Here is a 13,319-nt window from a genome sequence, read left to right as displayed (position 1 = left end):
AAAATCGCTAGTTTTTATCATGGTATTTGGGGCGTTTTGAGAGGGTACCTTTATGTTGACTGATACCAAGCTTCGAAACCTGAAACCCAGAGACAAAATGTACAAAGTTGTTGACCGCGATGGGCTTTACGTCGCTGTATCCAAGACTGGTACAGTCTCATTCAGATACAACTACTCATTAAATGGTCGCCAAGAAACGCTGACTTTTGGGCGCTATGGCGTGGGTGGTATTAGCTTGGCAGAGGCTAGAGAGCGTCTTAACGAATCAAAGAAAATGATTGCTTCTGGTAAGTCTCCTGCGAGAGAAAAGGCACGCGATAGGGCGCGGGTGAAAGGTGCCGAAACATTTGGTGCTTGGGCAGATAAATGGCTGCGTGGGTATCAGATGGCGGATTCAACCCGCGATATGCGCAAGTCTGTCTATCACCGAGAATTGAAGAAGGTTTTTGGAAATCAGAAGTTGGTTGAGATTACCCATGAAGATCTACGCTCTTTGACTGACGCAATAGTTGAGCGGGGTGCTCCAGCAACCGCTGTTCATGCGCGCGAAGTCGTTTTAAACGTCTATCGTTGGGCGATTGAGCGAGGACAGAATGTAGAGAATCCGGCTGAAATGGTACGTCCAACCACTATAGCTAAATTTGTACCGCGTGAAAGAGCATTAACACCGTTTGAAATTGATCTGATGTACAAGTACATGAATCGAATAGGGACATCACCTCAATACCGCGCGGCGATTAAACTATTGTTGCTCACTCTAGTGAGAAAGTCAGAGTTATCCAATGCAACCTGGGATGAAATTAATTTTAGCGAAGCGCTTTGGACTATTCCGAAAGAACGCATGAAAAGACGTAAGCCTCATTTAGTTTTTTTATCTCAACAAGCAATGGATATCTTTATTGCATTGAAAACATTTGCTGCTGGTTCAAAGTATGTGCTTCCCTCGCGGTATGATTCGGATACACCTATGAGCAATGCCACGCTAAATAGGGTGCTCACATATACTTACAAAGCTGCTCAGAAAGATGGAAAGTCGCTTGCTAAATTCGGTCCTCATGATTTGCGCAGGACAGCCAGTACGCTGCTGCATGAGGCTGGTTACAACACGGATTGGATAGAGAAAAGTCTTGCCCATGAACAGAAGGGAGTTAGGGCAATTTACAATAAAGCGGAATACCGAGAACAGCGAACAGAAATGTTACAGGACTGGGCGAATATGATTGATGAATGGACTAGCGAGAACCGAGAAGTAGAGGCATACCAGGCCTGATGGCTTTAGCGTCTGATTGTTTACGCTCTTCAATCCAATTTTCTACTTCCGCTAAATCCCATGCGACATTGCGGCTTGTTAATACGATGCGGCGAGGGAATTCGCCGCGTTTTTCCAGATTGTAGATGGTGCGATCTGAGAGCGGAATCATCGTTAATAATGTTCTGCGGTTGATCAGCGTCTTTCCTGAATTCAAGGTGCTTCCATTATCCCGATGCTTGGTTTCTCTGGTGTTACCCACGGCTATTATTCCATCTACTCAATTTACGGATGTCGAGCGAGAACACTAACAATTCATGTATCGACTTTCCGTTGCAAATCTTTCAATGCGATAAAAAATTATTCTGATAGGGAATGCTGCTGTGCAATCAGGTTATTCAGCCATTGCCGAAGAAACGAATTAAGCTCTTTACGCTGTTGAGGGTGGAACTTGCCAGGCTCTGGAAAGACTTGCTGATAGATAGGCGGTATCGACATTTCAAAGGTAAAGGCTTCTGCCATTCGTTGAGATGGGTAGATAAGTACAATCATCTCCGGATCTTTGCATAGATCGCCGTTCTGCTCAAAGTAATGCGCCAGTGACACCGCAATACCCTCATCATTGCCTGAAACACCGTCCAGATGGGGTAAACGCTCCACCACCCAATCCATTAACCCCGCCACCTGACTGCGGCGACATTGATTGGGTACAGCCCTCTCATTAGTAATAACACCCAGTTTAATCAGCCGGTCATAGTTAGTTTCATAAATGGTCTTTCTCATAATGGTTACCCTTGAGTTCGTGAATTGTGCTTAACGAGCGCAGCACCCGTCTGCGCTCCTGCACCGCTGGCGAAGCGTGGGGGTAGCAAATGGCCAGTGGCTCACCGGAAGCCGCAGCTAAGTGACTGAGCAACGCGAAGGAATCTGAACGGGTGAGGAAGCGCGGAGCCTTGCACTTGCAATGCGCGAGGGGCAAGGCCCCTTAGCAAAGTAGCTTGAGCATCTGGGTTGATATTTGGCTGAGAGGTGGATGAAGGTGAGGAAAACTGTTTCGATGATTTTGCAGCCTGGAGGGCTGAAGCGTTAGGGATTGATAGGGCGGCAGTTCCCCAACGGGGAATGAGCGATTAGCGAACCCGGCCAAGCTCGGTAAACGCCAACATACTTAAATCAAGATACTTCCAGAATGGTTGAAATAACAGCTAGACGTAGGTTTCATCGCAATTGGATGTAGTATTTTTTTCCCTGAAAAGAATGACCTCGGATTCCAGATAGAAAACCTTGCGAAACCGCTTACACCAGGGTAATTCCGGGCGCTCTCCAGTACAGCGCCATTTTCTCAGTGTGCTGGGCGACAGGCCGAGTAGGGAAGCTGCCTCTTTGGTGGTGAGTTCACGGTCAGTAATAGCCGCTGTGGTGTTGTTCATATTTTGGTTCCCGAAAGAGTCACGAGCACATTAGCGATATAGTTAGTCGATAGTCATACTTTTGTTTTCAGCCCTTAAAGAAATATATTTCAAGCATGAGTGCTATCTATTGAAATCGAGCTTTTATAGGATCTATCACACCTTGTGACTGTATTGACATACAGTCACAAGGTGTGATGAGTCGCCCAATGGTTACACTGGGTCTAATCTGCAGAAATTTTTCTAGTGTGCGGGTATCGTTGAAAGTTAGTCAGCCGCGGTCCTAGATGAGAGCCGACTTTTGATTGTAAGTAACCTCTAGTATGAAAATAAAGGCTAAGAGTAGGTGCATGATAGGGCTAAAATTGACAAATTAGGTAATATATGATGAACTAAAAAAAGTTTAGTTTGTCGTAAGTGGTCGAGCTATTTCTTTAAAGTCCTTTAACAGTTATTAGATGTGTCATGAGAAAATGGGTGCCTTACATGTTAGTCGTACTGATTGCTCTGCAGTCAGTGTTGGCTGTGGCTGACTCTCATGAGGAACATCATTCAGATACAGACCCACAAGGGATATATCACAGTTTTACCGATACCGAAGATGGTAATAGTATTGCAGACCAATTAGATGCAGGTCTGTCTTCAGCAGATTCGATAGATTGCCACCACAATCATTGTCCCCATTTCAATTCTATTGTCACACCCACATTCAGTCATGTCTCTGCGAAAGGCAAAGTTCGCCTATTAAGTCTAAGCAGTGTTAAGCCTAATTACATTCCTTCTTCGCTAGACCGTCCTCCCCAAGTCTCCTACGCACAGTCTTTTATTGGGTTTATCGCCGTTAGAGCGATGATGCCCTGATTTGTCACGCTTATGTAGGATTAATACCATGCTAAGTATTGAACATGGGGCCGTAGTTGCGCCCCGAAGCAACCGAAAAAGGTTAGGAGTCGGCTTTGCCCTAATCGGTTTGCTGATGCTGCCCGTTATTTCATTGCAGGCAGCAGAGAACACAATCACATTGCAAACTGCGATACAACGTACCCTGGTCAAGAATCCGTCTTTGAAGGTTTTTGATTTTCGTCAGCAAGCGCTGAAAGGCGAGTTGGCTACGGCCGAGCTCCGACCAGCCTATGAACTGGACTTTGGGGCCGAGAACTTTGCGGGTTCGGGCGATTTTAATGGGTTTGACCAGGCGGAGCTGACGATCTCATTGTCATCAGCATTAGAGTTGGGTGGAAAGCGGGATGCGAGAGTCGAGGTTGTCAATCGTGGTTTCAGTCGGTTTGAAGCTCAAAGGCAAGCAGACGCTTTGGATTTATCGGGTGAGGTTACGCGCCGTTTCATTGATGTGTTAGCTGCACAGCAACGAGTGGCTTTGGCGGAGAAAGCGGATCAGCTGGCGAAGGACGCATTGGTGGCAGTCAAAACAAGGGCTAAGGCTGGCGCGTCACCGGATGCTGAAGTTAAGCGTGCCGAAGCAGCCGCAGCTCAGGCTCACCTTACGGTTTCAGCAGAAAAGAAACAGTTGAGTTACCTCAACGTAGCTTTGGGTACACTTTGGGGAGAGACAAGGCCGGATTTTAATCGGGCTGAAGGTGATTTGTACCGTTTTAGTAAGGATGTGGCATTCGAAGCGCTGTATGAACGTGTTGAGCTGAACCCGGCGATTCAGGTTTTTGCTGCAGAGGAACGACTAAAGGAAACCGAATTACGGTTGGCCAAGACCCAGAGTCGTAGCGATGTGAACTGGTCGGTTGGATTGCGGCGGTTTCAGGAAACGGATGACACAGCTGTTGTTGCAGGATTTTCCGTCCCTTTGTTTTCCGGACGTCGAAATAGCGGAGCGATTCGTTCAGCCACAGCCGCTCGTGATGTGATCTCTGTACAGCGAGAGGCTGCTTTGCTGGCGATGCGTGCGCAACTGTATCGCGCTTATAGCAATCGGCAGCAGGCTATTCACACCGTAGACGATTTACGTAAGAACATTGTTCCTGCACTGGAGCAGGCCTTGGAGGGAACGCAGCAGGCTTATGAACGTGGACGTTATAGCTATGTCGATTATGTGTCTGCCAGGCAAGAGTTGTTAAGTGCGCGTCGAACCTTGATTGATGCCGCCGCCGCCGCTTTGCGTTATGGCGCGGACATTGAACAACTTACCGCAGAACCGCTGACGGTAGAGCAATATTCTTTCACCAATTTCCAGGAAGCTAAATAATGAATATTTGTATTTTGAAAAAAAAGGGTTCGTTGGGGTTGGTCATCGGTTTTGTAGCGTTGCTCACAGTGAGCCTGGTCGCCAACAGTGAAAGTGATGACCATGCGCAACACGGGCATGAGTCACATGACCATGCAAAGCAGGATTATGAAGAGCATCAGGGAGATGACCATGAAGAGCATCAGGGGGATGACCATGAAGAGGGTCATGAAGAAGAGAATGAGGAGCATGGTCATGAGGGGGGTGATCTAGAAGATCAAGAAGGCGTTGTTGAAATTGCTGACGCGATGGCTAGCAAAGCTGGTATTAGCACCGCCGTTGCAGGTCCTGGTGAAATCAACAAGACGCTGACCGTCTATGGTCGGGTGATTGCCGACCCGGGGCGTATCAGTCATATTCGTGCACGCTTTCCCGGTACGATTACACAGGTAAACGTCAGTATCGGCGAGCGTGTCGAAAAAGGGCAAAAGTTGGCAGAGGTGGAATCGAATGAAAGTCTCAAGCGCTATGTTTTAAAGGCGCCTTTTTCAGGGATTATTACGGCTCGTCATGCCTCACAGGGTGAAGCGACGGAGGAGCAGGCACTGTTCACGGTTGCTAACTTTGATCAGGTTTGGGCGGAGTTCCAGATATTCCCTGGCCAGATGAGCCGTATCGCCTTAGGCCAGCCGGTCACCATGTCAGTGGAATCTGAACAAACAACGTCCACGATCAAACACTTGATTCCCAGCGACAGTGGTCAACCGTTTGTTCTGGCTCGGGCAGCTATTGATAATAAGCAAGGACGTTGGACTCCTGGATTGTTATTACAAGGTCTGGTGAGCGTGGAGCAAGTACAAGCCTCCCTGCGAGTGGACAATCGCTCTTTACAAACGTTTGAAAACCGCACGGTTGTCTTTGTCAAAGAAGGTGAGCGCTACGAAGCACGACCGGTCACACTGGGTCGCAGTGACAGCCGCTTTACTGAGGTATTGGATGGACTGAAGCCTGGTGACGAATATGTTGTCATAAACAGCTATCTGATCAAAGCCGACTTGGAAAAATCCGGCGCTTCCCACGATCACTAAGAGGACGTAATCATGATTGAATCAATTTTGCGCCTCTCGATCGAGAGGCGTTGGTTAATGCTATCCCTGATACTGGTGCTGTTAGGTTCTGGTATTTGGAGCTACCAACAGCTACCCATCGATGCAGTACCCGATATCACCAATGTCCAGGTGCAGATTAACACTGAAGCACCTGGGTATTCCCCGCTGGAATCTGAGCAACGTATTACCTATCCGGTTGAGACTGCTTTGGCGGGTATCCCCAATCTTTCTTATACTCGCTCGCTATCCCGTTATGGCTTGTCGCAAGTCACGGTGGTGTTTGAAGAAGGAACCGACCTGTATTTTGCCCGCAATCTGATTAATGAGAGACTGGGCGTTATCAAGAGTTCATTGCCGCCAGGCCTTGAGCCATCGATGGGGCCTATCGCGACCGGCTTGGGCGAGATATTTTCCTACACGGTGGAAGCTGAACCTGGTGCGGTACAGGCCAACGGCAGCCCCTACGATGCCACGGCATTGCGGGAAATTCAGGACTGGATTATCAAGCCGCAGCTGGCACTTGTGCCAGGCATTACCGAGATCAACACCATCGGTGGTTATGATAAGCAATACCATGTTACGCCCAAACCACAGGCGATGTTGGCTTTTGGTGTATCGTTGGACGACATTGGTGATGCTCTTCGCAGCAATAACAACAACCGTGGAGCCGGTTATGTTGAACGTAACGGCCAGCAGTTGTTGGTGCGTTCGCCAGGGCAGCTACAGGCGATTGTCGATATCGAGCAAGTCGTCATCAAAGACATTGACGGTGTGCCTGTAAAAATTGCTGATGTTGCCGGTGTAGCGATCGGCAAGGAATTACGCACCGGGGCTGCTACCCGCGATGGCAAAGAAACCGTATTGGGTACCGCTATGATGTTAGTGGGTGAAAACTCCCGGACTGTTGCCCTTGCAGTTGCTGAGCGGTTGGAGCAGATACAGAAAACTCTTCCTGACGGTATCAAGTTGGACACTGTGTATGACCGCACAGTGCTAGTGGATAAAGCCATTGGTACCGTGCAGAAAAACCTAGTGGAGGGGGCGTTACTGGTTATCGCGGTGTTGTTCTTGTTGCTGGGTAATATCCGTGCGGCTTTGATTACAGCCGCAGTGATTCCGCTAGCGATGCTGGCGACTATCACAGGCATGGTTAAAGCTGGCGTGTCGGCGAACCTGATGAGCCTGGGTGCGCTGGACTTTGGCCTGATCGTGGATGGGGCGGTGATCATCGTTGAGAACGCGATTCGCCGTCTGGCTGAAGCGCAGCGCAGAAACGGTGGCAAGCAGCCGTTGAAAGAGCGCTTGCAGTTGGTGTTTGAAGCGACTAATGAGGTCATCCGGCCTAGCCTGTTCGGTGTAATGATTATCACGGTAGTGTATATACCACTATTTTCCCTCACAGGTGTAGAAGGGAAAATGTTCCACCCTATGGCGGCAACAGTAGTCATGGCACTGCTGGCGGCTTTGGTGCTATCGCTGACGCTTGTACCTGCAGCCATTGCCGTGTTTATGACGGGTAATATCAGTGAAAAGGAAAACCGTGTTGTTAGCGCGGCTAAATCCTTATATGAGCCGGCATTAAAAGGGGCGATGAAACTGCGTTGGTGGGTGTTGTCAGCGGCGTTATCACTGGTAGTTTTCAGCGGTTGGTTGTCAACAACACTGGGCTCTGAGTTTATCCCACAACTTAAAGAAGGTGATATTGCTCTGCACGCTATGCGTATACCCGGTACTGGCCTGGAGCAGGCTGTCAGTATGCAATTTCAGCTGGAGGAGCGGATTATGGAGTTCCCTCAGGTGGATAAGGTGTTTGCCAAAATTGGCACTCCTGAAGTGGCTACCGATCCCATGCCGCCTAATGTAGCGGACAACTTTGTGATGCTGAAGCCGCGCGATCAATGGCCCGATCCAACGATGACTCAGACGGAGTTGGTCAGGGAGATTGAGGCGGCGGTTAAACAATTACCGGGTAACAACTATGAGTTCACACAGCCGATCCAGATGCGATTCAATGAACTGATTTCTGGTGTGCGTGCCGATTTGGGGATTAAAGTGTTTGGCGACGATCTTGAGCAGCTGGAGGTATCAGCTGAAGAGATTTTAACCGTGATCGAATCCATGCCGGGGGCAGCCGATGCGAGAGTAGAACAGGTATCCGGTCTACCCATGCTGTCGGTGGTGCCCAAACGCTTGGCGATTGCCCGATATGGACTGAATGTGATGATGGTGCAAGACCTAGTGGCAGCGGCGATCGGTGGTGAGCCAGCAGGACTGATCTTTGAAGGTGACCGGCGCTTTGAATTGATCGTTCGTCTGCCTGAGTCTATACGCAGGGACTTGGATGGACTCAGCGAGCTGCCTGTGCCCTTGCGCAATGGCGGTTATGTGCCGCTTTCTGAGGTGGCGACATTGGATATCGCACCAGCACCTAACCAGATCAGCCGTGAAAACGGCAAGCGCCGCGTTGTGGTCACAACCAATGTGAGAGGACGAGATCTCGGTTCCTTTGTTGCAGAGGTTAAAACCCGTATTGCACAAGAGGTCGATCTACCAGCCGGCTATTGGCTGGATTACGGCGGGACCTTTGAGCAACTGGAGTCGGCCACTCAGCGTCTGTCGATAGTGGTGCCAATTACCTTGGTTGTTATTCTAGGTTTATTGGTGATGGCGTTTAATTCGTTTAAAGATGCAGCCATTATCTTTACCGGCGTTCCGCTGGCCCTGACCGGTGGTGTTATTTCACTTTGGCTCCGGGATATGCCTTTGTCGATTTCTGCCGGGGTAGGATTTATCGCCCTGTCTGGCGTCGCCGTTCTAAACGGGTTGGTGATGTTAGCATTTATCCGCGATCTTTGGCATGAGCGGGGCGACCTGGCCTCAGCTGTTATCGATGGTGCTTTAATTCGACTACGCCCTGTTCTGATGACAGCTTTGGTTGCCAGTCTGGGCTTTGTGCCTATGGCGCTCAACACAGGTACCGGTGCAGAAGTGCAACGACCGCTGGCAACGGTTGTGATTGGCGGTATTGTATCGTCAACCATACTGACCTTGTTTGTGCTACCTATCCTGTATCGGTTGGCGCATGGGCGTGAAAAAGTATAACGGATAATTACGTTATATAGAGGCTATACCGCCGCACCCGAAGGTTTGGGGTGGCGGTTTTTAGTTGAACCCGGTATTGGGCCAAGGGGAATGAAATGGGTATAGATAAAAAATTTGAACGTATTTCTGTATTTATTTACTTTGTCGCTGCCATTTCATTGACTTTAATGGCTCTTCTTATTATGGGGTGGTCTGTTTATGAAGTTTTGGCTCATGTATTAACTGTGGATGGTCTGAGCGATGGTTTTGTCTCTAAGATGCTCAGTTCTGTAGGCGCGATAGTCATTTCGGTGGCCATTCTGGACGTTGCCAAATACATGATTGAAGAAGAAGTTGTTCGTAGCAAACAATTGCATTCCCTTAAAGAGGCCAGGGAAGCGCTCACCAAAATCATGGTCATAATTTCGATCGTCGTTGGGATTGAGGGCCTGATCTATATTTTGAAGGCTGGGACAGCAGACATTACTTTGTTGATTTACCCAGCAATTTTAATTATTACATCGGTATTTCTAATGATTGGCTTGGGTGTGTATCAAAAAATTAGTTTACAAGCTGAAAAACTCGAGCAGGATTAATCGTTTAACAAGCTGCGGAGTGGTGGTTATCTTTTAAAGGAGCTTCAATGTTTGAACTGGATTGGGCTTTAGAATTTAGTATGACCGGCAGATTACTATTTGCAGGTTTTTTAGGAGCATTGATTGGACTGGAACGTGAGTTACATAAAAATTCTGCCGGTATTCGAACCTATGCAGCTATTTCTATGGGAGCTTGCACTTTCGGATTAGTGTCCATGCATGTTGATGCGCCTGATCCTACCCGAATCGCGGCTCAGGTGGTATCAGGAATAGGTTTTGTCGGAGCGGGCATTATTTTTAAGTCCGAAGATAAGATAAGCGGCTTGACTACTGCCGCAACGATTTGGGCAACAGCTGCGGTGGGCCTTGCTGTTGCTTTCAAAATGCTACTACTACCGGTGCTGTCTGCAGTACTGCTGTTCGGATTATTGGCGCTCCATCACCTGCCTATATTAAGTCAAAAGGAATAGAAAAATGGGAATGCATAGTCATGAGCACGGGGTAGACCGGAAATTATCCATCGCTGTTTTAATCAATATTTTACTAACGGTGGCTCAAGTAGTCGGGGGAGTGTTATCCGGTAGTTTGTCACTAGTTGCAGATGCCCTGCATAATTTGAGTGATGCAGGAGCAATAGTCATTGCTGTAATCGCTAGAAAAATAGGCAATAAGAATGCGAATGAGAGCATGACCTATGGCTATAAGCGCGCTGAGATTCTGGGTGTTCTCATTAATAGCACAACGTTAATTGTCATTGGCCTCTATCTGATCTATGAGGCTTTTAACAAATTCTTTAATCCGACACCTATTGATGGTTGGATAGTGTTTTGGGTGGCTGGATTTGCTTTAGTTATTGATATTGGGACGGCATTTCTAACCTATTCTGCTGGGGCTAGGGAAAATATGAATATTCGAGCGGCGTTTATTCACAACGTATCCGATGCGCTGGCTTCTGTTGCGGTGATTGTCGCCGGTGTCATGATTATTCTTTATCAACTGTATGTCGTGGATGTTATTGCGACGATAGCCATATCTGTCTACGTTATTTATCACGGTATAGTATTGCTAAAAAAATGCATTTTGATTCTCATGCAGGCAGTCCCGGAGGGGATCAGTATTAATGACATCAAATGTACTTTGAATGATATTGAAGGGGTTGATCAGGTAGAGCATGTGCATGTTTGGCAGCTGGATGAAAATAGGTTGTTTTTTGAAGGACATTTATCTTTAAGGGGGACTGATCGAGCTACCATTAAATCGGCGGTTAGGTCAGCATTAAAACAGAATTTCGGAATTACTCATTGCACTATAGAAGAAATATAGGTGAGGAATATGAGAGTTTATTCCTGAGGTTTAAGGCCCACGTCACTGCAACCAAATGCAGTGACGTGGGGTACGATAAATCGCTAACCCCCATGAATACTGATCTCTATAAATATTCCTGACATGCCGAAAGCATTATCAGGGTATTTTCTCTTCACTTTATGGATACTAAAACCTCAATGTGTGGCTATTGCACTCTCAATAGCAAACCGGCTCGAAAGGGCTTTTCAAGTTGATTCACGCAACCGCGATGAGTGGCTTATCACTTAGTTGTATAGATAAATAAGGAGAAATGCCTGGCAAAAGAAAAAATGAAAGTAGTAGTACTGTCTAAAGCGTGAAAACGAAACCCTGTCGTACCCATCCGGGAATTGGCATTGTTGGTTATGCCGCTATTCAGGTTTTGTGGGAGTGGTGTCCCGTGACGTTAGCAATCAGTTATTGAAATTGCTTCTCCATCCACTGTGGTGGCTGGACAGTCATAAACACTGACCGAAACTTTAACACCGCACTGTTCCAGCTTGAAGACGACTGTTCTGAACGGTCGCACGTCTGTTCCATAGGGCAATTTGTCCGTTCAGAACAGTCGTCTTAGGCGAAGAACGGACAACAAGCCTGACCGGAACGATTAGACACAAACGAAGCTATCTATAACGCACGATCAATTTTTTTGCTTCAATGCCGGTAATACTTAGCTGTCGGCTGATTGGCATTAGATTGATGCATCAATAAATACTTGAAGATTATTTCCTTCGGCCTTGAAAGGTTAACTAACGACTCAGCATATCTTCTTTTTCGAGAATGTGAACACGCTTTAATTCTCGACGAGGAGTTGTCTGTGAAAGATCTCAATTATCAATTAAAGGATTTATGTCAGCGCAATCAAGATGGCAGTCGCGCCACACAAGCTGAACGCTTTCAGTTGTTACAAACGATGGCGAATCATCTTAATGAATTGGGCTATCGGCGAATGGAGGCGAAATCTCTCAAGCCTAAGCATGTCGATGCTTTGGTCACCAAATACCTCGAAGAAGGGCTGACTCCCGGTACGATCAAAAATCGTCTTGCAGCGTTGCGTTGGTGGGCTGAAAAAATCGGTAAGCAAAATGTAGTTGCTAAGGACAATGCCTATTACGGCATTGACTCTCGGGTCTTTGTCACTAACGTGTCGAAAGCGCGTGACCTGGATCAGGAGCTGCTCGAAAAAATCAGCGATCCACATTTAAGAATCAGCCTGGAACTGCAAAAAGCCTTTGGCCTGAGGCGGGAAGAAGCAATTAAGTTCAGTCCGGACTACGCAGACCGAAATACCTACATTCGTTTGAAATCTACCTGGTGTAAAGGAGGGCGGGCACGAGAAATTCCTATTCGAACCGACGAGCAGCGGGATGTTCTCCGGCGGGCACGATTGGTAGCCGGGAAAGGTTCATTGATTCCATCCCACCTGATGTATGTTCAGCAAATGCGCCTCTATGAACGTGAGACGCAAAAGGCAGGGCTATCCAAGTTGCATGGTTTGCGTCACCGCTATGCGCAAGAGCGATATTACGAACTCACCGGAAAGCAGGCACCCGCCTGTGGTGGCCCATCTAGCAGTGAACTCACTGAAGAAGAACGCGCGAATGATCAGGTGGCTCGCTGGGCGATTTCTCAGGAGCTCGGTCATGAGCGTGAGCAAATCACGGCGGTGTATCTCGGGCGGTAAGCAATCATTCAGGAGTTACGCTCAACGGGCGCTGCCCTGGCCGCTGGGCCTTCCCGCCCTCGCCGGTAGCAGGGGTTGCAGCAGCACTGCAACCCCTTTGAGAGGGTGAGAATGATCAATCGCATCAAGGACTACTCGGCTCATGCCTGCGTTCCTCCTTGACGCTGAAACCTCATGACGAATCACACTGTGGCTATTGCAGTCTCAATAGTACCCGGCAGTTACGCTGCCAATCAATCGGTATGGCCCGAAAACGTTACAAGCAACTGCTGATACGTTAGCCAGTTATACCACCCCTACGGGAGAAATGATTTCCCGTAGGGACATATTTCTCTTGTTCATTCAACGATGAGGAGAAAGATGATGGAGTACCTGGAAATGCGAGGTGCAGTGAAACTCAAAGCCAATGCCGATAAAGCTGTTGTGCGATCCGTTCTCAGTAAGTTGCGAGAAACCGAGTTTGTCGATGCAGGCTATATCGATATAGGCATTGAGGAAAATACCCTGAGTATCAGTGCCGAAGGCACAATTGTTAATTTGCATCTAAATTTGACCCGGCTTTTGCACCGAATATTGACCCGCCTAATACGGCCGATTATGGCCTAAACAATTCTGTTATTACCAGTCTTCCTTTCCCTCTGTTGTGTGGT

13 protein-coding genes are annotated in these 13,319 nt (G+C 47.9%); 9 read left to right on the top strand and 4 right to left on the bottom strand.

Annotated features, from left to right (window positions below):
* Window positions 1-52: 52 nt before the first annotated feature.
* A complete protein-coding gene (locus FT643_RS20560; protein ID WP_156873301.1) occupies window positions 53-1,270 on the top strand; it encodes a tyrosine-type recombinase/integrase in 1,218 nt (405 codons plus the stop codon).
* Here the strand turns inward: FT643_RS20560 and FT643_RS20555 are convergent.
* The 3 genes from FT643_RS20555 to FT643_RS20545 all read right to left on the bottom strand — a co-directional run bounded on the left by FT643_RS20555 (window position 1,233) and on the right by FT643_RS20545 (window position 2,679).
* Window positions 1,233-1,511: a helix-turn-helix transcriptional regulator gene (locus FT643_RS20555; RefSeq protein WP_456151664.1), complete on the bottom strand. Its 279-nt coding sequence runs from the start codon at window positions 1,509-1,511 to the stop codon at window positions 1,233-1,235. The two genes, FT643_RS20560 and FT643_RS20555, sit on opposite strands and share 38 nt — an antisense overlap.
* Before the next feature lie 98 nt (window positions 1,512-1,609).
* Entirely contained in the window at window positions 1,610-2,032 is a 423-nt protein-coding gene (locus FT643_RS20550; protein ID WP_156873300.1) for a DUF1249 domain-containing protein, read from the bottom strand.
* Window positions 2,033-2,454: 422 nt separating this feature from the next.
* Window positions 2,455-2,679, bottom strand: a complete 225-nt coding sequence (locus FT643_RS20545; protein WP_156873299.1) for a helix-turn-helix domain-containing protein — start codon at window positions 2,677-2,679, stop codon at window positions 2,455-2,457.
* Between the two features lie 868 nt (window positions 2,680-3,547).
* On the opposite strand from FT643_RS20545, the gene FT643_RS20540 reads away from it, so the two are divergent.
* The 7 genes from FT643_RS20540 (at window position 3,548) to FT643_RS20510 (ending at window position 12,669) form a co-directional block, all read left to right on the top strand.
* Window positions 3,548-4,876, top strand: coding sequence for a TolC family protein (locus tag FT643_RS20540; protein WP_156873298.1), 1,329 nt, complete (start codon window positions 3,548-3,550; stop codon window positions 4,874-4,876).
* Window positions 4,876-5,943 (top strand): efflux RND transporter periplasmic adaptor subunit, encoded by a 1,068-nt coding sequence (locus FT643_RS20535; RefSeq protein ID WP_156873297.1) that lies wholly within the window; start codon window positions 4,876-4,878, stop codon window positions 5,941-5,943. The genes FT643_RS20540 and FT643_RS20535 overlap by 1 nt, the downstream gene beginning before the upstream one ends.
* Before the next feature lie 12 nt (window positions 5,944-5,955).
* Window positions 5,956-9,066 carry an efflux RND transporter permease subunit gene (locus FT643_RS20530; protein WP_156873296.1) on the top strand — a complete coding sequence of 1,037 codons (3,111 nt, stop codon included), beginning with the start codon at window positions 5,956-5,958 and terminating at the stop codon, window positions 9,064-9,066.
* A 95-nt stretch (window positions 9,067-9,161) separates the two neighbouring features.
* Entirely contained in the window at window positions 9,162-9,641 is a 480-nt protein-coding gene (locus FT643_RS20525; protein ID WP_156873295.1) for a hypothetical protein, read from the top strand.
* 47 nt (window positions 9,642-9,688) lie between these two features.
* A complete protein-coding gene (locus tag FT643_RS20520) occupies window positions 9,689-10,111 on the top strand; it encodes an MgtC/SapB family protein (protein WP_156873294.1) in 423 nt (140 codons plus the stop codon).
* Between the two features lie 4 nt (window positions 10,112-10,115).
* Window positions 10,116-10,964, top strand: a complete 849-nt coding sequence (locus FT643_RS20515) for a cation diffusion facilitator family transporter (RefSeq protein ID WP_156873293.1) — start codon at window positions 10,116-10,118, stop codon at window positions 10,962-10,964.
* 838 nt (window positions 10,965-11,802) lie between these two features.
* Window positions 11,803-12,669, top strand: coding sequence for a phage integrase N-terminal domain-containing protein (locus FT643_RS20510; protein ID WP_204995685.1), 867 nt, complete (start codon window positions 11,803-11,805; stop codon window positions 12,667-12,669).
* 21 nt (window positions 12,670-12,690) lie between these two features.
* Here the strand turns inward: FT643_RS20510 and FT643_RS23740 are convergent, their stop codons facing one another.
* Window positions 12,691-12,813: a hypothetical protein gene (locus tag FT643_RS23740; RefSeq protein ID WP_255473987.1), complete on the bottom strand. Its 123-nt coding sequence runs from the start codon at window positions 12,811-12,813 to the stop codon at window positions 12,691-12,693.
* 216 nt (window positions 12,814-13,029) lie between these two features.
* Between FT643_RS23740 and FT643_RS20505 the strand changes: the two genes are divergently transcribed.
* Complete coding sequence (locus FT643_RS20505; RefSeq protein WP_156873292.1) at window positions 13,030-13,275, top strand: hypothetical protein; 246 nt, start codon at window positions 13,030-13,032, stop codon at window positions 13,273-13,275.
* Window positions 13,276-13,319 lie beyond the last annotated feature (44 nt).

The sequence above is a fragment of the Ketobacter sp. MCCC 1A13808 genome (assembly GCF_009746715.1).
Classification (GTDB): Bacteria; Pseudomonadota; Gammaproteobacteria; order Pseudomonadales; family Ketobacteraceae; genus Ketobacter.
The sequence above is the reverse complement of the archived record's forward strand: the minus strand, read 5'-3'. Positions and strand labels throughout refer to the sequence as shown.